This is a genomic window from Alkalibacillus haloalkaliphilus (assembly GCF_007991275.1).
Classification (GTDB): Bacteria; Bacillota; Bacilli; order Bacillales; family Alkalibacillaceae; genus Alkalibacillus; species Alkalibacillus haloalkaliphilus.
In genome coordinates, this window is the sequence record NZ_BJYA01000002.1 from 182,204 (window position 1) to 200,929 (window position 18,726).

Annotated in this window: 17 protein-coding genes; all 17 read left to right on the top strand. The window is 36.8% G+C overall.

Going from position 1 to position 18,726, the window contains the following annotated elements; genetic code table 11:
- Nucleotides 1–77: 77 nt before the first annotated feature.
- A complete protein-coding gene (gene rpsB / locus AHA02nite_RS03600) occupies nucleotides 78–827 on the top strand; it encodes a 30S ribosomal protein S2 (RefSeq protein ID WP_146814472.1) in 750 nt (249 codons plus the stop codon).
- 155 nt (nucleotides 828–982) lie between these two features.
- Complete coding sequence (tsf, locus tag AHA02nite_RS03605; RefSeq protein ID WP_146814474.1) at nucleotides 983–1,864, top strand: translation elongation factor Ts; 882 nt, start codon at nucleotides 983–985, stop codon at nucleotides 1,862–1,864.
- A gap of 85 nt (nucleotides 1,865–1,949) precedes the next feature.
- On the top strand, nucleotides 1,950–2,678 hold the full coding sequence (pyrH, locus tag AHA02nite_RS03610; RefSeq protein WP_146814476.1) for a UMP kinase: 729 nt from the start codon (nucleotides 1,950–1,952) through the stop codon (nucleotides 2,676–2,678).
- Nucleotides 2,675–3,232 (top strand): ribosome recycling factor, encoded by a 558-nt coding sequence (gene frr, locus AHA02nite_RS03615; protein WP_146814477.1) that lies wholly within the window; start codon nucleotides 2,675–2,677, stop codon nucleotides 3,230–3,232. Before pyrH ends, frr begins: the two co-directional genes overlap by 4 nt.
- A gap of 85 nt (nucleotides 3,233–3,317) precedes the next feature.
- Nucleotides 3,318–4,064 (top strand): isoprenyl transferase, encoded by a 747-nt coding sequence (locus AHA02nite_RS03620; RefSeq protein ID WP_146814479.1) that lies wholly within the window; start codon nucleotides 3,318–3,320, stop codon nucleotides 4,062–4,064.
- A 12-nt stretch (nucleotides 4,065–4,076) separates the two neighbouring features.
- Nucleotides 4,077–4,865 carry a phosphatidate cytidylyltransferase gene (locus AHA02nite_RS03625; RefSeq protein ID WP_146814481.1) on the top strand — a complete coding sequence of 263 codons (789 nt, stop codon included), beginning with the start codon at nucleotides 4,077–4,079 and terminating at the stop codon, nucleotides 4,863–4,865.
- A gap of 26 nt (nucleotides 4,866–4,891) precedes the next feature.
- Entirely contained in the window at nucleotides 4,892–6,040 is a 1,149-nt protein-coding gene (dxr, locus tag AHA02nite_RS03630) for a 1-deoxy-D-xylulose-5-phosphate reductoisomerase (RefSeq protein WP_146814483.1), read from the top strand.
- 15 nt (nucleotides 6,041–6,055) lie between these two features.
- Nucleotides 6,056–7,312, top strand: coding sequence for an RIP metalloprotease RseP (gene rseP / locus AHA02nite_RS03635; RefSeq protein WP_146814485.1), 1,257 nt, complete (start codon nucleotides 6,056–6,058; stop codon nucleotides 7,310–7,312).
- 26 nt (nucleotides 7,313–7,338) lie between these two features.
- Complete coding sequence (locus AHA02nite_RS03640) at nucleotides 7,339–9,039, top strand: proline--tRNA ligase (protein WP_146814487.1); 1,701 nt, start codon at nucleotides 7,339–7,341, stop codon at nucleotides 9,037–9,039.
- Between the two features lie 77 nt (nucleotides 9,040–9,116).
- On the top strand, nucleotides 9,117–13,415 hold the full coding sequence (locus AHA02nite_RS03645) for a PolC-type DNA polymerase III (protein ID WP_146814489.1): 4,299 nt from the start codon (nucleotides 9,117–9,119) through the stop codon (nucleotides 13,413–13,415).
- A gap of 217 nt (nucleotides 13,416–13,632) precedes the next feature.
- Complete coding sequence (rimP, locus tag AHA02nite_RS03650; protein ID WP_146814492.1) at nucleotides 13,633–14,103, top strand: ribosome maturation factor RimP; 471 nt, start codon at nucleotides 13,633–13,635, stop codon at nucleotides 14,101–14,103.
- A 17-nt stretch (nucleotides 14,104–14,120) separates the two neighbouring features.
- Entirely contained in the window at nucleotides 14,121–15,218 is a 1,098-nt protein-coding gene (gene nusA / locus AHA02nite_RS03655; RefSeq protein ID WP_146814493.1) for a transcription termination factor NusA, read from the top strand.
- Between the two features lie 13 nt (nucleotides 15,219–15,231).
- A complete protein-coding gene (gene rnpM, locus AHA02nite_RS03660; protein WP_146814495.1) occupies nucleotides 15,232–15,498 on the top strand; it encodes an RNase P modulator RnpM in 267 nt (88 codons plus the stop codon).
- Nucleotides 15,499–15,501: 3 nt separating this feature from the next.
- Nucleotides 15,502–15,804, top strand: coding sequence for a YlxQ family RNA-binding protein (locus AHA02nite_RS03665; RefSeq protein ID WP_146814497.1), 303 nt, complete (start codon nucleotides 15,502–15,504; stop codon nucleotides 15,802–15,804).
- Between the two features lie 17 nt (nucleotides 15,805–15,821).
- Nucleotides 15,822–17,987, top strand: coding sequence for a translation initiation factor IF-2 (infB, locus tag AHA02nite_RS03670; RefSeq protein ID WP_146814499.1), 2,166 nt, complete (start codon nucleotides 15,822–15,824; stop codon nucleotides 17,985–17,987).
- Nucleotides 17,984–18,262 (top strand): DUF503 domain-containing protein, encoded by a 279-nt coding sequence (locus tag AHA02nite_RS03675; RefSeq protein ID WP_146814501.1) that lies wholly within the window; start codon nucleotides 17,984–17,986, stop codon nucleotides 18,260–18,262. Before infB ends, AHA02nite_RS03675 begins: the two co-directional genes overlap by 4 nt.
- 25 nt (nucleotides 18,263–18,287) lie before the next feature.
- On the top strand, nucleotides 18,288–18,632 hold the full coding sequence (rbfA, locus tag AHA02nite_RS03680; protein WP_146814503.1) for a 30S ribosome-binding factor RbfA: 345 nt from the start codon (nucleotides 18,288–18,290) through the stop codon (nucleotides 18,630–18,632).
- The last annotated feature ends 94 nt before the right edge of the window (nucleotides 18,633–18,726 follow it).

Consider the following 18,726-nt stretch of genomic DNA (forward strand, 5'->3'; position numbering starts at 1 on the left):
AAAGGTGCTCATCAGTCATGAGTTTTGCTTATATATGAAGCAAGCGGAGGAAAAAAACCATTTAGGAGGATTTTATTATGTCAGCTATTTCAATGAAACAGCTATTGGAAGCTGGTGTTCATTTCGGACACCAAACACGCCGTTGGAATCCAAAAATGAAGCGCTACATTTTCACTGAGCGTAACGGCATTTACATCATTGACCTACAAAAAACAGTTAAAAAGGTTGATGAAGCATTTAACTTCATTAAGGAAGTTGCTCAAGATGGAGGAACAGTCTTATTCGTAGGTACTAAGAAGCAAGCACAAGATACGGTGAAAGAAGAAGCGACCCGTTCTGGCATGCATTACATTAACCAGCGTTGGTTAGGTGGTACTTTAACGAACTTCCAAACAATCGAAAAGCGTGTTAATCGCCTGAAAGATATCGAGCGTATGGAAGAAGACGGTACTTTTGATGTACTTCCGAAAAAAGAAGTTGTTATGATCTTAAAAGAAAAAGATCGTCTAGAGAAATTCTTAGGCGGAATTAAAAATATGGAAGAGCTACCTGATGCTCTATTCATCGTTGACCCTAGAAAAGAACGTCTTGCAGTTAAGGAAGCGCAAAAGTTAGATATCCCTATCGTAGCAATGGTTGATACTAACTGCGATCCAGATGAAATTGATTTCGTAATCCCTGCAAACGATGATGCAATTCGTGCTGTTAAACTTATTACTACAAGAATGGCAGATGCGATCCTTGAAGTAAAACAAGGTGAAGCAACAGAAGATGTTGCAGCAGACGCTTCTGAAGAACAAGAAGAAAAACAAACAGTTCAAGAGTAAAAGGTTGTAGGTGATAAGAGGTAGGACCTTTTATCACCTTTTTTACAGCATGAGTTTTAGAAACATAATATATGTGGAACGATGTAAACGACTGAGACAGTTTATATCAAATTTAACTTTAAACATAAAAACGATCATTCCAAGGAGGAAGTATAATGGCAATTAGTGCGAAACTAGTAAAAGAACTGCGTGAAAAAACAGGCGCGGGCATGATGGATTGTAAAAAAGCACTTCAAGAAACTGATGGTGACTTAGATCAAGCTGTTGAATTCCTACGTGAAAAAGGTATGTCAAAAGCTGCTAAGAAAGCTGACCGTATCGCGGCAGAAGGATCAACACATATCGTTACTGAAGGTAACACTGCAGTAATGATTGAAGTTAACGCAGAAACAGACTTCGTAGCTAAAAACGACGAATTCAAAAACTTATTAGACGTATTAGCTAACCATATTCTTACTCATAAGCCAGCAACAGTTGAAGAAGCATTTGAGCAAAAGATTAACGGTGATGAAACTGTAAGTGAATATATTACTTCTGCAATTGCGAAAATTGGAGAGAAACTTTCACTACGTCGCTTTGAAATCTTTGAAAGTGATGCTAACTCTGCAATTGGTGCTTACATCCATATGGGTGGTAAAATTGGTGTTCTTGCACAATTAGAAGGTACAACTGATGAAGATGTTGCAAAAGACGTTGCAATGCACGTAGCTGCAATCAACCCTGACTACTTATCTCGTGAAGAAGTTGACCAAGAAATTGTGGATACAGAGCGCGAACGCCTAAAGCAACAAGCTTTAGAAGAAGGTAAGCCTGAGAACATTGTTGAGAAGATGGTAGAAGGTCGTCTAGGTAAATTCTTCGAAGATATTTGCTTACTTGATCAATCATTCGTAAAAGACCCTGATCAAACAGTGAAGAAGTATGTTGAATCAAAAGGTGCTTCAGTTAAATCGTTCGTACGTTATGAAGTTGGCGAAGGTATGGAAAAACGTGAAGAAAACTTTGCTGACGAAGTAATGAACCAAGTTAAGAAATAACAAACTAATAAGAATAGGGGACACTTGGTGTGTTCCCTATTTTGTAAAGTAAAAATCACATCCTTACATAATGACGGAGGTAAATATGTCAACACCTGATTTTAAACGAATCGTATTAAAAATTAGTGGTGAAGCACTTAGTGGTGAACAAGGGTATGGAATTGACCCGAAATTTATTAAATCAATTGCAGACCAAGTGAAAGCTGTACATGATTTGGGAATTGAAATTGCAATTGTAGTCGGTGGCGGTAACATATGGAGAGGCAAAGTTGGTAGTGAAGTTGGCATGGATCGAGCTAACGCTGACTATATGGGCATGTTAGCTACTGTTATGAATTCTCTTGCTTTACAAGACAGTTTAGAGAACTATGGAGTAGAAACTCGAGTCCAAACATCGATTGAAATGAGGCAAGTTGCTGAACCTTATATTCGACGCAAGGCTATGAGGCATCTAGAGAAAAAGCGTGTTGTCATTTTTGCCGGTGGAACAGGTAATCCTTACTTTTCAACAGACACGACAGCAGCTCTACGTGCAGCAGAAATAGAAGCTGATGTTATTTTAATGGCAAAAAATAATGTCGACGGTGTCTATTCTGATGATCCAAAACTTAATTCTGATGCATTTAAATACCATGAATTAAGCTTCATGGAAGTATTAAATGAAGGGTTAGGTGTGATGGATTCAACAGCTTCATCTTTATGTATGGACAACGATATAGCATTAATAGTATTCTCTATTATGGAGGAAGGTAACATCAAACGTGTTGTTACTGGAGAAGAAATTGGAACAATAATTAGGAGGAAATCAGAATGAGTGATGCAGTAATTAAAGATTGTCGCGAAAAAATGTCTAGTGCGATTCAAGCGTTCTCTAAACAATTATCTACAGTGAGAGCAGGTCGTGCTAACCCAGCACTATTAGATAGTGTTTATGTTGATTATTATGGTGCAAATACACCATTAAATCAGTTATCAACTGTATCTGCTCCAGAAGCTAGATTACTTGTAATTACACCGTTTGATAAATCTGCTATTGGTGATATGGAAAAAGCAATTCAAAAAGCAGATTTAGGATTACAGCCAAACAATGATGGAAACGTGATTCGAATTAATATTCCGGCATTAACCGAAGATCGTCGTAAAGAGTTAGTGAAAATAACTCGCAAGTATGCTGAGGAAGCACGTGTTCAAATTCGTAATATTCGTCGTGATGCTAATGATCAATTAAAGAAACTTGAGAAAAGTAGCGAGATTACAGAAGATGAATCTCGTTCTTATCAAGACGACGTTCAAAGTGAGACGGATAAGCATATTGCTCAAATTGATCAATTGTTAGAAGAAAAAGAAAAAGAAATTACAGAAGTTTAAAACTTCTTACTTGGAGATTATAACAGCTTTCGCTCACTAAAGCGGAAGCTGAATTTTTCTTAATGTTGTTTAGAGAGGGATTATTATGCTTTTTCGTACAAACTCTAAAATTGAACAAGATGAATTACAGTCTGAAAACATACCGAAGCACATTGCGATCATTATGGATGGTAATGGCAGATGGGCTAAGAAGCGTTCCCTACCAAGGGTTGCTGGTCACCGTGAAGGTATGAAAGCTATTGAAAAGGTTGTTAAACGTGCATCTAATTTAGGTGTTGAAGCACTGACGTTGTACGCTTTTTCTACAGAAAATTGGAAAAGGCCTAAATCAGAAGTTGAGTTTATTATGAAATTACCATCTCAGTTTCTAGATACATATTTACCAGGACTTAAAGAAAACAATGTTAGAATAACAACTATGGGTGACTTTGAATCATTGCCTGAATTCACTAAAAGCGCTGTGAGCAAGGCAATTGATGAAACAAGCCAAAATAATGGTATGGTCTTAAACTTGGCGTTGAACTATGGCAGTCGTAAAGAATTAGTAGATGCTGTGAAAGAAATTAGCCAGTCTGTATTAGATGGTGAGCTTGATATAGAATCTATAGATGAAGAGAAAATTGAAGATCATTTATATACGAATGAATTACCAGATCCTGATTTACTAGTTAGAACAAGTGGTGAACAAAGGTTAAGTAACTACTTGTTGTGGCAATTAGCGTATGCGGAGTTTTACTTTACTGATAAACTTTGGCCTGAATTTAATGCAGAAGCATTAGATGAAGCTATTATGGAATATCAACATCGAAAAAGAAGGTTCGGTGGCTTATAGGGATGTGAGGAAATGAAACAACGAGTCATAACGGCTGTAATTGGATTGATCATATTTGTTCCCTTTGTAGTTTTTGGAGGGTGGCCATTTGCGTTATTAGTTGCTGTTTTAGCAACAATGGGGTTAAACGAGTTGTTTCGTATGAACAATATATCAACTTTTAGTTTCCCAGCAGTCTTGAGCTTTTTACTGTTATGGATTTTTTATATTGATCTATTTATAACACCGATCTTTTCATACATACCGTTGGAACATTTTGAATTATTTTTTATATTTATATTTTCACTGTTAATTTATACTGTTGTTGTTAAAAACGAGAAAACGTATCATGATTTATCGTTTGTATTGTTATCTTTATTTTATGTTGGTGTCGGTTTTGCCTACTTTATCGAAACAAGATATGTCGGTTTAGAATATATCTTCTTTGTGTTGTTAATCATTTGGTTAACTGATTCAGGAGCTTATTTCTTTGGTAAATATATGGGTAAACGCAAGTTGTGGCCTGAAATTAGTCCGAAGAAGACAATTGCAGGTTTCGTTGGTGGTGTATTAAGTGCCATTGTGATCGCGGTCATCTTTCAATTGATTTTTCAATTATATGATTACGTTATAACGGTAATCGTAATTGCAATAATTGCTTCAATCTTAGCACAAATCGGTGACTTAGTTGAATCTGCATTGAAGAGAACTTATGAAGTGAAAGATTCAGGAACATTACTACCAGGTCACGGTGGTGTCTTAGATCGCTTTGACAGTTTAATCTTTATGCTGCCTTTCTTGCATTTTCTACAATTTATTTAATATATAGCAATAAATGAGGGTTAAATATGAAAAATATTGTCTTATTAGGTGGAACGGGTTCAATTGGATTACAAACTATTGATATAATAAAAGAATACCCTGATGCATTTAATTTATATGCACTAGCATTTGGAACTCAAGTGGATGTGGCCAAACCGATTATTGAGGAGTTGAAACCTCAAGTCGTTATTGTTAAAGATGGTGAAACAAAAAGTCATCTTGAAAGTACACTTACATATGATGTTAAAGTGTATGCTGGATTGGATGCATTAAGTGAAATTGTTAAACATGATCAAGTTGATTTAGTAGTTAATGCTCTTTTAGGTAGTGTTGGTTTAAAGCCTACTCTAGAGGCCATTCGAGCTAAAAAGCAAATTGCGTTTGCAAATAAAGAAACGCTTGTGACAGCGGGGCACCTTGTCATGGAAGAGGCGAGGAAGTACGGTGTAGACTTATTGCCAGTTGATAGCGAACATGCTGCGATTCATCAATGTCTACGTGGAGAAAATTTAAAAGAATTAAAGCGTATGGTAATTACAGCTTCTGGTGGTAGCTTTCGTGACCGTACGAGAGAAGAACTCGTAGGTGTTACAAAAGAAGATGCATTAAAACATCCTAATTGGAGTATGGGAGCAAAGATTACAATTGATTCAGCCACTATGATGAACAAAGGTCTTGAAGTCATTGAGGCTCATTGGCTATTTGGCGTCCCTTATGATCAAATTGATGTGATCATGCATAAGGAAAGCGTTATTCATAGTATGGTAGAGTTTACGGACCAAAGTGTTATGGCTCAGTTAGGGACACCAGATATGAGAATACCGATTCAATATGCTTTAACATATCCCGAGCGTTACCCTTACAACATGTCAGAGGGATTAGACTTGTTATCATTTGGTACTTTAAACTTTCAAGAAATGAGTTTTGAGCGGTTCCCATGTTTAAAAATGGCATATGAATCAGGGCGTGAAGGTGGTTCTATGACAACTGTTTTAAATGCTGCCAATGAAGAAGCTGTTTCTTTATTTTTAAACGGAAAAGTAGACTTTTTAGGGATTGAAAACCTAATTCAAAATCAACTTGAACAACACAAAACGATTACATCTCCTGACTTAGGAACAATTTTAACTATTGATCAAGAGACCCGTGAACGCGTCCGTCATGAAGTGTCTTAAAGGAAGGTGCTAGTATTGAATACTGTTATTGCCTTTATTTTCATGTTTGGCCTATTAGTATTTATCCATGAATTAGGTCATCTCATTTTTGCAAAAAGAGCCGGAATGTTAGCCCGTGAATTCGCGATCGGGTTTGGACCGAAGATTTTTTCGTATCGTAAAGACGAAACATTATATACAGTACGTTTGCTCCCAATTGGTGGCTACGTAAGAGTAGCAGGTGAAGACCCTGAAATTATAGAGCTAAAACCAGGGCATCATATCGGTTTAGAATTTAATGATTTCGGTGATGTGAATAAGATTATCGTAAACAATAAATCTAATTACCCTAATGCTAAAATTGTAGAAGTAGAGCAAGTAGATTTAGATCATGAATTAAAAATAGACTGTTATGAGTTAGATACTGATGAACACCATCAATATAGTGTTGACCGAAAAGCGTTGTTTGTCATGGATGATAAAGAAACTTTAATTGCCCCATATGACCGTCAATTTGGTTCTAAGTCAGTCGGCCAAAAAGGGATACAAGTTTTTGCTGGTCCTGCGATGAACTTCTTATTAGCAATCGCAATCTTTATTGGTCTTGGTTTTCTGCAGGGGGTACCAGTAGATGAAGCTTTAATTGGTGGAGTGCAAGAAGATAGCCCTGCAGAACAGGCTGAACTGATGGAAGGTGACGAAGTCGTATCGATCAATGGTCAATCTATAGAAACGTGGATGGACTTTGTTATGTACGTGCAGGAACGACCTGATGAACAATTAGATGTGACTGTAGAAAGAGATGGCGAACTTTTATCCAAATCCATTACGCCAGAATCCTTCACAGAACAAGGCGAAACAATTGGCAGACTCGGCGTTATGAGAATGTTTGAAGATTCCCCAGGAGATGTCATCTTATATGGTTTTACACAAACATATGACATAACCGTATTAATAATAAACGCTCTTGGGCAACTTGTGACTGGTCAATTATCTCTTGATGCGTTAGCAGGTCCAGTTGGTATTTATTCTGCAACAGATGACGTTGTACAAACAGGGTTTTTAAACTTTTTAATGTGGACGGCTATGTTAAGTATTAATTTAGGTATTATTAACTTATTACCTCTCCCTGCCTTAGATGGAGGAAGGTTAATGTTTATCGGACTTGAAGCCATTAGAGGGAAACCAGTAGATCCTCAAAAAGAAGGCGTGGTCCACTTTATCGGCTTTGCACTACTTATGTTGCTGATGATCGTTGTTACATGGAATGATATAGAACGTTTATTTATGTAAAAATCGTATTTTGAGGTGAATCTAATATGAGACAAAGTAATATGTTGATTCCAACGTTGCGAGAAGTACCTAAAGAAGCAGAAATAGCAAGTCACCAATTACTACTGAAAGCCGGTTATATCCGCAAGCTAGCTTCAGGGGTGTACAACTTTTTGCCATTAGGTAAAAAAGTCTTGCGCAATTTAGAAAATATCGTCCGTGAAGAAATGGACCGTGCAGGTGCACAAGAAATTCAAATGCCAAGTCTACAACCTGCAGAACTATGGGAAACTTCTGGGCGTTGGGATACGATGGGCTTAGAGTTAATGCGTCTTAATGACCGTCATGAACGACCATTTGCGCTTGGCGCGACGCATGAGGAAGTTGTAACTTCTTTAATTAGAGATGAAATCAATTCATACAAAAAATTACCTCTAACAGTCTATCAAATTCAAACGAAGTACCGTGATGAAAAAAGGCCTCGCTTTGGCTTGCTTAGAGGAAGAGAGTTTTTAATGAAGGATGCTTATTCCTTCCATGAAGATTTTGAGTCTTTAGATGAAACTTACAATCAATTATTTAATGCATATAAGCGTGTATTTGAACGGTGCGGTTTGAACTTTAGAGCTGTAATTGCGGACTCTGGTGCTATGGGTGGTAAAGACACCCATGAGTTTATGGTATTATCTGACGTAGGTGAAGATACAATCGCTTACTCTGATACATCAGATTACGCAGCTAACGTTGAGATGGCGCCTGTTGTTACACAATATGAACAAAGTAATGAAGAAGCGAAACCACTTGAAAAAGTCGAAACACCTAATGCGAAAACAATGCAAGAGGTAGCTGATTACTTAGGCCATTCACTTGCTGAAGGCATGAAAGCTATTATGTTTAAAGTGGACGAACGTCTTGTGTTAGTCGTAACACGTGGTGATCATGAAGTAAACGACGTCAAAGTGAAAAATTTATTCGATGCAGGAATAGTTGAATTGGCAACTGAACAAGAAACAATTGATGCTGTCGGAGCAGGTTTCGGTTCATTAGGACCTATCAATGTACCTGAAAGTGTTGAGGTTATTGCTGATCACGCAGTTAAATCGTTACACAATGCTACATGTGGTGCTAATGAAAATGGTTACCACTTCAAAAATGTAAACCCTGATAGAGATTTTGAAATAAACCAATATGCAGATTTGCGTTTTATTGAAGAAGGTGACCCTTCTCCAGATGGACAAGGTACCATTCAATTTGCAAAAGGAATTGAAGTCGGTCACGTATTTAAGCTAGGTTCTTTATATGCTGATAAATTAGGAGCATCATTCTTAAACCAACAAGGACGTTCACAAAACTATGTGATGGGTTGTTATGGTATAGGAGTGACAAGAACTTTAGCTGCTGTAGTTGAACAATACCATGATGACAATGGTATGTTCTGGCCGGACTCACTTGTTCCATTTGATGTGCACATTATTAATTTAAATGCCAAAAAAGAAGAACAAGTTGAAGTAGCTGAGCAAGTTTATGAACAGCTTCAGTCTAAAGGCTTTGATGTTTTATATGATGACCGTCAAGAGCGCGCTGGCGTTAAGTTTAATGATAGTGATTTAATCGGTGTAACGCACCGGGTTACAGTCGGTAAACGAGCAGGTGAAGGTTATGTTGAGTATAAACATCGTAAGACAGGAGAACAGCAAGATATTCATATTGATGAACTTGTTGACTTCTTAAAAACACTTCATTCATAATTTTGATGTAAACCCTTGTCTTTCGTGTGAGACAAGGGTTTACTAAAATGATATAACCTTTAAGAGAGGGACTTGAAATGGACCTAAATAAAAAAGAAAAAATGGCATTGTTACTCGAACAAGTTAATATGCCAACTGATGTTGTCAATGAGCACTTTTCTGAAACCATATTAAATAAATTAACGGTTTATAAAGATAAAAAACTGTGGGAGTTTCACTTACATAACCCCGTTCCATTTAAATTTGAAGCCATTTCTTTATTCAAAGCTAACTTAAAAACGGCCTTTCATCATATTGCGGACGTTGATGTAGTTATTACAAATGATCATAGCGATCTTGAGGATGAAGAATTTAAAACGTATTGGCATGATTTCATACATTCTATACATGATTTATTTCCAGCGTATAAAGAATTTATCTGTTCTCAAGTACCGAAAATTGAAGGACCTAATGTTACTTTAAGTGCTCGTAATGATGCAGAGGCTAACGTGATTAAGAAGAAGTTAGATCCACTGTTTAAAGAATACTGTGATAAGCATGGGCTTAAAAGTTATTACATTCAACTAGATGTCTCAATTAATGAAGAAGAAATCCAACAGTTCCAAAAACAGAAGCAAGAAGAAGAGAGAAACTTAGTTCAAAAAGCAATACAAGATCAAGCTGAAAAAGAAAAGATTAAAGAAGATGAACCGAAAGAAAATCAAGGACCTTTACAAATTGGCTATGAAATTAAAGATGAGCCAATTCAAATGCACAATATTTTAGAAGAAGAGAAGCGAATGGTCATTCAAGGATATGTTTTTGATGTAGATATTCGTAACTTAAGGTCAGGTCGTGATCTTTTAATTATTAGCATTACAGACTATTCGGATTCTATCCAAATTAAGATGTTCTCTAAAGGTGATGAACAAAAAGAACAGTTTAAGCGTGTAAAAGAAGGTATGTGGCTTAAAGCGCGTGGGAGCGTACAAACAGATACGTATTCGAATGAGCTTATGATGATGGGAAATGACGTCATTGAAGTAAAAGGTGTAGTACGTAAAGATGAAGGTATAGATGGTGAAAAACGTGTTGAACTACACGCACATACAACGATGAGCCAAATGGACGCTACAGTCTCAGCTACTAGTTTAGTTGAACAAGCTGCGAGTTGGGGGCATAAAGCGGTTGCAATTACAGACCATGGTGTAGTCCAAGCATTTCCAGATGCATATAATGCAAGTCAAAAGCATGATATTAAAGTGCTTTATGGATTAGAAGCTTATTTAGTAGATGACGGAGTTCCTATTGCATACAATGAAAAGGATTTAATGCTTGAAGATGGAACATATATCGTATTTGACGTCGAAACGACAGGTCTTTCTGCGACATACGATAAAATTATCGAGTTAGCAGCCGTGAAATTATATCAAGGTGAAATTGTTGACCGTTTTGAGCGATTTGCTAATCCTCATCAAAAGTTAAGCCAAACGACGATTGACCTTACAGGCATCACTGATGATATGGTTAAAGACGCACCAGAAATTGAAGATGTTATGCGCGACTTTTATGAATGGTGTGGTAGTGATGTACTCGTAGCCCATAACGCAAGTTTCGATATTGGCTTTATTAATGCAGCTTACAAACGTATAGATCTACCGAAAGTAACTAATCCTGTCATCGACACTCTTGAGTTAGCACGTTTACTTTACCCTAATTTAAAAAACCACCGTTTAAATACATTGTGTAAACAATTAAATATTGAGTTGACACAACACCACCGCGCAATATATGACGCGGAAGCTACTGGTTATTTAATGTGGGCGTTAGTTAAAACGGCTAAAGAAAAAGAGATTGAAAACCATCAAGATTTAAATCGTTATGTAGGACAAGGTGATGCATACAAACGTTCTAGACCTATGCATGCTACTTTAATAGCTCAAACTGAAGAAGGGTTAAAGAACTTATTCAAGCTTGTATCGTTAGCGCATATTGATTACTTTTTCCGAGTCCCAAGAATACCGCGTTCAAAGTTATCAAAACATCGTGAAGGCATCTTAGTAGGTTCAGCATGTGATCAAGGGGAATTATTTGATACTATTGCCCTTAAATCTGAGGAAGAAGCAGAAAAAGTGGCTGAGTTTTACGATTATATCGAAGTTCAACCTCCAATGAACTATTATCACTTAATCGAAAAAGAGAATGTACAATCGCTTGAGCATATTAAACAATTGATTAAGAAGTTGATTGAAATAGGGGAACGCTTAGGTAAAACAGTAGTAGCAACAGGTAATACCCATTACTTACACGAACACGAAAAAATTTATCGACAAATATTAATTGGCTCTCAAAGTGGGAATCCGTTAAACCGCCAAACGCTACCTAATGTGCCATTTAAAACAACACAAGAAATGCTAAATGACTTTGCATTCCTTGGTGAAGAAAAAGCAAAAGAAATTGTAGTTACAAATACAAACTGGGTAGCCGATCAAGTTGATGTGTTAAAACCAATTAAAGACGATTTATATACACCAAATATTGAAGGTGCAGACCAAGAGATTAGAGATATGTGTTATAACCGTGCTAAAAGCATTTATGGAGAAGACTTACCTAACATCGTAACTGACCGACTTGAAGTCGAGTTAACGAGTATTATCGAAAATGGCTTCTCGGTTATTTATTTAATTTCTCAAAAAATCGTTAAAAAATCATTAGAGGATGGCTATTTAGTTGGTTCGCGTGGTTCAGTAGGTTCGTCATTTGTCGCGACGATGATGGAAATTACCGAAGTTAACCCATTAGCGCCACACTATGTATGTCCTGAGTGTCAGCACTATGAGTTTTTCACGGATGGAAGTGTAGGTTCTGGTTATGATTTACCTGAAAAAAGTTGTGAACAGTGCGGTGCAGAATATAATCGTGATGGACAAGATATCCCATTTGAAACATTCTTAGGCTTTAAAGGGGATAAAGTACCTGATATCGACTTGAACTTCTCAGGAGAATACCAACCTGTAGCTCACCATTATACTAAAGTGTTATTCGGGGAAGATAAAGTTTATCGTGCAGGTACTATTGGTACAGTCGCAGAAAAAACTGCATACGGGTATGTTAAAGGATACGCACAAGACAACCAATTCATGTATCGACAAGCTGAAGTGGACCGGTTAGTAAAAGGTTGTACCGGCGTTAAACGTACAACAGGACAACACCCAGGTGGTATTATCGTTGTACCAGATGAATACGAGATTTACGACTTCTCGCCAATTCAATATCCAGCTGATGACCAAAGTTCGGAATGGTTAACGACACATTTTGATTTCCATTCGATTCATGACAACTTATTAAAACTCGATATTTTAGGACACGATGATCCTACTGTGATACGTATGTTACAAGATATTACAGGAATTGATCCTGAAAATGTGCCAGTAAACGACCCTGAAATGATGAGAATCTTTAGTGGTCCAGAGGTTTTAGGTGTAACAGCCGATGATATCTTGTGTAAAACAGGAACACTTGGAGTGCCAGAGTTCGGTACACGATTTGTAAGGCAAATGCTTGAAGATACTAAGCCATCAACTTTTAATGAGCTAGTTATTATTTCAGGTTTATCTCACGGTACTGATGTATGGCTAGGTAACGCTCAAGATTTAATTAATGATGGCATTTGCGAAATTGGTGATGTAATCGGTTGTCGTGATGATATTATGGTCTATTTAATGCACAAAGGACTTGAATCATCATTAGCATTCACGATCATGGAATTTGTTCGTAAAGGTAAAGGGCTAAAAGATGAGTGGATTGCAGAAATGAAGAAGCATGGTGTACCTGATTGGTATATTGAGTCTTGTAAAAAGATTAAATACATGTTCCCGAAAGCACACGCTGCTGCATATGTATTAATGGCCATTAGAATTGCTTATTTCAAAGTTCATTATCCAATCGAATTTTATGCAGCTTACTTCTCTGTGCGTGCAGATGATTTTGATATTAACACGATGGTAAGAGGAGCAGAACCAATCAAGCAACGTGTGGAAGACATTCTTGAAAAAGGTAATGACGCGGCTCCGAAAGAGAAAAGCTTATTAACCGTGTTAGAACTAGCGTTAGAAATGACAATGAGAGGGTACTCTTTCCAAAAAGTTGACCTTTATAAATCAGATGCTAAAAGGTTTATTGTTGATGGTGATACATTAATCCCACCATTCAATTCAATTGATGGATTAGGTACTAATGCAGCACTAAACATTGTGAAGGCACGTGAAGAAGGTGAATTCCTTTCAAAAGAAGATTTGCGTGAGCGATCACGTATATCTAAGACAGTATTAGAGTACTTAGACACGCATGGTTGCTTGGAAGGATTACCTGATCAAAATCAGCTATCCTTGTTCTAGACTAGTCTCCAGGGTTGCAAATATTCAATCAGTATGGTATATTTCATATTGGATAAGCAAAAGATACGATTACGGTAAAGAGTGGGGAAACCCACTCTTTCCTTTTGTCTCACCCTGCTGAACACGTTAACAGCAGGGCAATTTATTGCCTAAAATAATGAAAGAATGCTTATATAAATTTAAAGTATTACTTAGTTGTATTAAGGAGGGTATGAATTTGAGTAAAAAGATTGTAACTTTAACTGAAGAGATTGCACAACCAATAGTAGATGCGATGGACCTAGAATTAGTAGACGTTGAATTCGTTAAAGAAGGGAAAAACCATTTCTTACGAGTATATGTAGATAAAGATGGAGGCATCGACATTGAAGATTGCGAGAAAGTAAGTGAGCAATTAAGTGAACAAATAGATAAACAAGATCCAATTGAAAGTGCTTATTTTCTTGAAGTGTCATCACCAGGTGTAGAACGCAAGCTGAAGAAGAGGGAAGATTTCGAGCGATTTGTCGGTTCTTATGTTTACATAAAGACGTTCGAACCTATTGATGGTGAAAAAGAGTTCTTTGGCGATATTAAAAGCTTTGAGAACGATGAAGTAACACTTGTAGTTAAAGTTAAAACTCAAACAAAAGAAGTAACTATACCATATAAAAAAGTCGCGAATGCACATTTAGCTGTGTCATTTTAATAAGGGAGGTTTAATTGGTGAATACAGATCTTTTAGATGCAATGAAAAGTTTAGCCGATGAGAAAGGCATTGATCGTGAAGTTCTTTATGAAGCTCTTGATGCAGCACTAGTTTCAGCATACAAGAAGAACTTCAATTCGAAAACAAACGTTAGAGTTGATTTAGACTCAGATGATGGTGAACTTAAAGTTTACGCACGACTTCAAATTGTTGATGAAGTAGAAGACGACGATTTAGAAATCTCAATTGAAGAAGCTAGAGAAATTGATCCAACATATGAAGTTGAAGATGTCGTAGAGCGTGAAGTTACACCAAGAAACTTTGGACGAATTGCGGCTCAAGCTGCAAAACAAGTTGTAACACAAAGAGTTCGTGAGGCTGAGCGCGGTGTAATCTATAACGATTTTGTTGATCGCTTAGATGATATCTTAATAGGAACAGTTCAACGTATGGACCAAAGATATCTTTATATCCACTTAGGAAAGATTGAAGGTAAATTACCTATTAATGAAGTTATGCCTGGTGAGTCTTATAAAGTGCATGACAGAATTAAAGTTTATGTCACAAAAGTAGAGAATACGAGCAAAGGACCTCAAGTTTATGTATCTCGTACTCATCCTGGATTATTAAAGCGATTATTTGAAATTGAGGTTCCTGAAATTTACGAAGGAATCGTTGAGATTATGTCAGTATCACGTGAAGCTGGCGATCGTTCAAAAATTAGTGTACACGCTGAAGACCCAGAAATTGACCCAGTTGGATCATGTGTTGGTCAAAGAGGACAGAGAGTGCAGACAGTTGTTGATGAACTGAACGGTGAAAAGATCGATATCGTACACTACTCCGAAGATCCAGTTGTATATATTTCAAACGCTTTAAGCCCTTCAAAAGTAATCGATGTATTAGTAGATGAAGAAGAGCATGCAACAACAGTTATTGTACCTGATAACCAACTGTCACTAGCAATTGGTAAAAGAGGGCAAAACGCTCGCTTAGCTGCTAAATTAACAGGTTGGAAAATTGACATTAAAAGCGAATCAGAAGCAACAGAAGAAGGGTTGTTAAATGACAGCTCTCCTGAAGCAAATGTAGAAGATCACGACGACGAACTGTAAGGGGTGATGAATAATGGCAAGTAAAAAGAAAGAACCTTTACGTAAGTGTGTTGTGACACAAGAAATGGTACCAAAAAAACAGCTCATTCGAGTTGTTCGAAATAAAGAGGGTGAGGTTTTCGTTGACGATACCGGCAAAAAGAACGGTAGAGGCGCCTATTTAAGTAATGACCAAGATACAATTGAAAAGGCGAGAAAAACGAAAGTGTTAAATAAACATTTAAATGCAACAGTTAGTGATGAGATCTACGACGAATTACTAAGTAAAGTGAGTGAGTAAAAAGTGAGTCATAACTATTTAAACTTACTAGGTCTAGCATTCCGAGCAAGGAAGATAACACTTGGTGAAGAAGCGATTATCGATGCCATTCGATCACAGCAAGCAAAATTAGTGATCATTGCAGGAGATGCTTCTCAAAACACAACTAAAAAACTCACAGATAAATGTCGTAGCTATAATGTCCCTTTTCGAATTGCTGATGATCGTAATACGCTATCTCAAGCAATTGGGAAGCAAGGGCGAGTGGCAATTGCCGTAAATGATGAAGGTTTTTCAAACAAGTTAATGCAATTGTTACCGGAATAATACTCGGGGGTGAATGTATGAAAAAAATGCGCGTATATGAATATGCCAAACAACAAAACGTTTCAAGTAAAGAAGTTATTAATAAATTAAAAGAATTAGACGTTGAAATTTCAAACCATATGTCTACTATTACAGAAAACACAATTAGACAATTGGATGGAATTTATCAACCGAAAACAGAAAAAAAATCGGAACCAAAACAAGAAGAGAAGAAGCAAGAGCCTAAAAAACAATCCAACAATCAACAGCAGCAAGGTCGAAACAACAATAATCAGAAAAAACAAGGCCATAATAACCAAAAACAATCAAACCACAATCAAAATAATCAAGCTAACCAAAACAAGAAAAACAACAGAAACAATAAAAAAGGTAACAACAAAAATAGAAGACAAGACCAACAACAGAAACCTAAACAAAATTCCCAAGAAGTGCCAAGCAAAATCACTTATCAAGGTTCTTTAACAGTTGGGGAGCTTGCTGAAAAGTTAAACAAAGACTCTTCAGAAATCATTAAAAAGCTTATGATGCTAGGTGTAATGGCTACAATTAATCAGCAATTAGATCAAGAAACAATTGAACTAATTTGTGATGATTTTGGCGTTGAAGTTGAAGAAGAAGTTGTTGTTGATCAAACGGACCTAAACAACTTCATTGAAGAAGATGAAGCTAAAAATCAACAAATCCGTCCAGCAATCGTTACGATTATGGGACACGTTGACCATGGTAAAACTACGCTTTTAGACTCGATTCGCGAAACAAAAGTGACAGAAGGCGAAGCGGGTGGAATTACACAGCATATTGGTGCTTACCAAATTGATGATGATGGTAAAAAGACAACATTTTTAGATACACCTGGTCACGCGGCATTCACTAGCATGCGTTCCCGTGGTGCGCAAGTAACGGATATTGCAATCTTAGTCGTTGCTGCCGATGATGGAGTCATGCCTCAAACAGTTGAAGCAATCAACCACGCGAAAGCAGCAGAGGTGCCAATTATTGTAGCAGTAAACAAAGTTGATAAAGAAGGCGCAGATCCAAGTCGTGTTATGCAAGAACTAACGGAATACGAACTAGTACCTGAAGACTGGGGCGGAGAAACAATTTATGTGCCGCTATCAGCTTTAAAAGGTGAAGGTATTGATGATTTAGTAGAGATGATTAACTTAGTTGCAGAGGTTGAAGAGCTAAAAGCTAACCCTAATAAACCTGCAAATGGTACAGTAATCGAAGCTCAACTTGAAAAAGGCCGCGGAAGTGTAGCTACTTTATTAGTGCAAAATGGTACGTTAAATATGGGTGATTCTTTAGTAATTGGAAACACTTATGGTAAGGTACGTGCTATGAGTGATGACTTAGGGCGTCGTGTTAACTCAGCAGGTCCATCAACACCTGTAGAGGTTATTGGTCTTAATTCAGTACCGCAAGCAGGTGACCAATTTGTAGTATTTAAAGATGAGAAAAAAGCTAAGCAAATCGCTGAAATACGTGAGCAAAAAGAAGTTGAAGAACAGCGTGAATCAACAGGTAAGCTAAATTTAGATGAATTATTTGATCAAATTAAACAAGGTGATCTAAAAGAAATCAATCTTATTGTAAAAGCTGATGTACAAGGTTCAGTCGAAGCTGTTGCTTCTTCTTTACGTAAGATCGATGTAGAAGGTGCGAAGATTAACATCATCCATACTGGTGTTGGTGCGATTACGGAATCAGATATCATTTTAGCATCTGCTTCAAACGCTGTTGTTATTGGATTTAACGTTCGACCTGATAATAATGCAAAACGCGCTGCAGAAACAGAAGGAATCGACATTCGTTTACATCGTATCATTTATAAAATTATTGAAGAAATCGAAGCAGCCATGAAAGGTATGCTTGACCCAGAGTATGAAGAGAAAGTAATCGGTCAAGTTGAAGTACGTGAAACGTTCAAAGTATCTAAGATTGGTACAATTGCAGGTTCTTACGTTACAGATGGTAAGATTACTCGTAATTCTGGTATCCGTGTTATCCGTGACAGCGTTGTACAATTTGAAGGGGAAATTGACTCTCTAAAACGTTTCAAAGATGATGTTAAAGAAGTTCAACAAAACTACGAATGTGGTATTACGATTAAAAACTTCAATGACATAAAAGAAGGCGACATCATTGAAGCGTTCGTAATGGAGGAAATTAAAAAGCAATGATCGGATATGCTTACGTCGAATGTTTACTTTATGATGTTCAATCTTTAAAAGGCAAACGTTCAATTATTAAACAAGTGACTAACCAAATCACTAAAAAGTTTAATGTAAGTATGACTGAAATTGATTTCCATGATACATGGCAACGATCAGCATTCGGAATAGCTGTTGTTTCTACCGATAAAGTCATGGCTGAGCGAGTTCTACAACAAGTTGTAGAAACAATTGAATCACGCACCGACTTGGATACGACTATTATTGAATACGAATGGTTGTAACCCTAAAATTCCGAGGTGATAATAAATGAGTAATGTTAGATCAAATCGTGTTGCAGAGCAAATGAAAAAAGAGCTCGGCGATATTTTATCAAGAAAAATTAAAGACCCACGTGTCGGGTTTGTTACAGTAACAGACGTACAAGTAAGTGGGGATTTACAACAAGCGAAAGTTTTTATTTCCATTTTCGGTGATGATGTACAACAAGAAGAAACATTAATTGGCTTAACAAAGTCTAAAGGTTTCATTAGAACTGAAATTGGCAAACGTATTCGATTACGTAAAACGCCAGAGATCTCATTTGAAATTGATGAAGCTATTCAATACGGAAACAAAATTGAAAACATTTTAAATGATCTCAATAAGGAATAACCTTTATATACACGTTTAAAGGATAGACAATTACGTCTATCCTTTAGTGTGTATTTAAGATATAAACTTTTTGGGTGTACTAACCCAAAAGCTT

Bases quoted from the DNA above. Each gene is read 5' to 3' on its own strand.
- rnpM (WP_146814495.1), top strand. From the start codon at position 15,232: ATGGCAAGTAAAAAGAAAGAACCTTTACGTAAGTGTGTTGTGACACAA.
- rbfA (WP_146814503.1), top strand. From the start codon at position 18,288: ATGAGTAATGTTAGATCAAATCGTGTTGCAGAGCAAATGAAAAAAGAG.
- frr (WP_146814477.1), top strand. From the start codon at position 2,675: ATGAGTGATGCAGTAATTAAAGATTGTCGCGAAAAAATGTCTAGTGCG.
- pyrH (WP_146814476.1), top strand. From the start codon at position 1,950: ATGTCAACACCTGATTTTAAACGAATCGTATTAAAAATTAGTGGTGAA.
- AHA02nite_RS03620 (WP_146814479.1), top strand. From the start codon at position 3,318: ATGCTTTTTCGTACAAACTCTAAAATTGAACAAGATGAATTACAGTCT.
- AHA02nite_RS03625 (WP_146814481.1), top strand. From the start codon at position 4,077: ATGAAACAACGAGTCATAACGGCTGTAATTGGATTGATCATATTTGTT.
- rpsB (WP_146814472.1), top strand. From the start codon at position 78: ATGTCAGCTATTTCAATGAAACAGCTATTGGAAGCTGGTGTTCATTTC.
- AHA02nite_RS03640 (WP_146814487.1), top strand. From the start codon at position 7,339: ATGAGACAAAGTAATATGTTGATTCCAACGTTGCGAGAAGTACCTAAA.
- infB (WP_146814499.1), top strand. From the start codon at position 15,822: ATGAAAAAAATGCGCGTATATGAATATGCCAAACAACAAAACGTTTCA.
- tsf (WP_146814474.1), top strand. From the start codon at position 983: ATGGCAATTAGTGCGAAACTAGTAAAAGAACTGCGTGAAAAAACAGGC.
- AHA02nite_RS03675 (WP_146814501.1), top strand. From the start codon at position 17,984: ATGATCGGATATGCTTACGTCGAATGTTTACTTTATGATGTTCAATCT.
- dxr (WP_146814483.1), top strand. From the start codon at position 4,892: ATGAAAAATATTGTCTTATTAGGTGGAACGGGTTCAATTGGATTACAA.
- AHA02nite_RS03645 (WP_146814489.1), top strand. From the start codon at position 9,117: ATGGACCTAAATAAAAAAGAAAAAATGGCATTGTTACTCGAACAAGTT.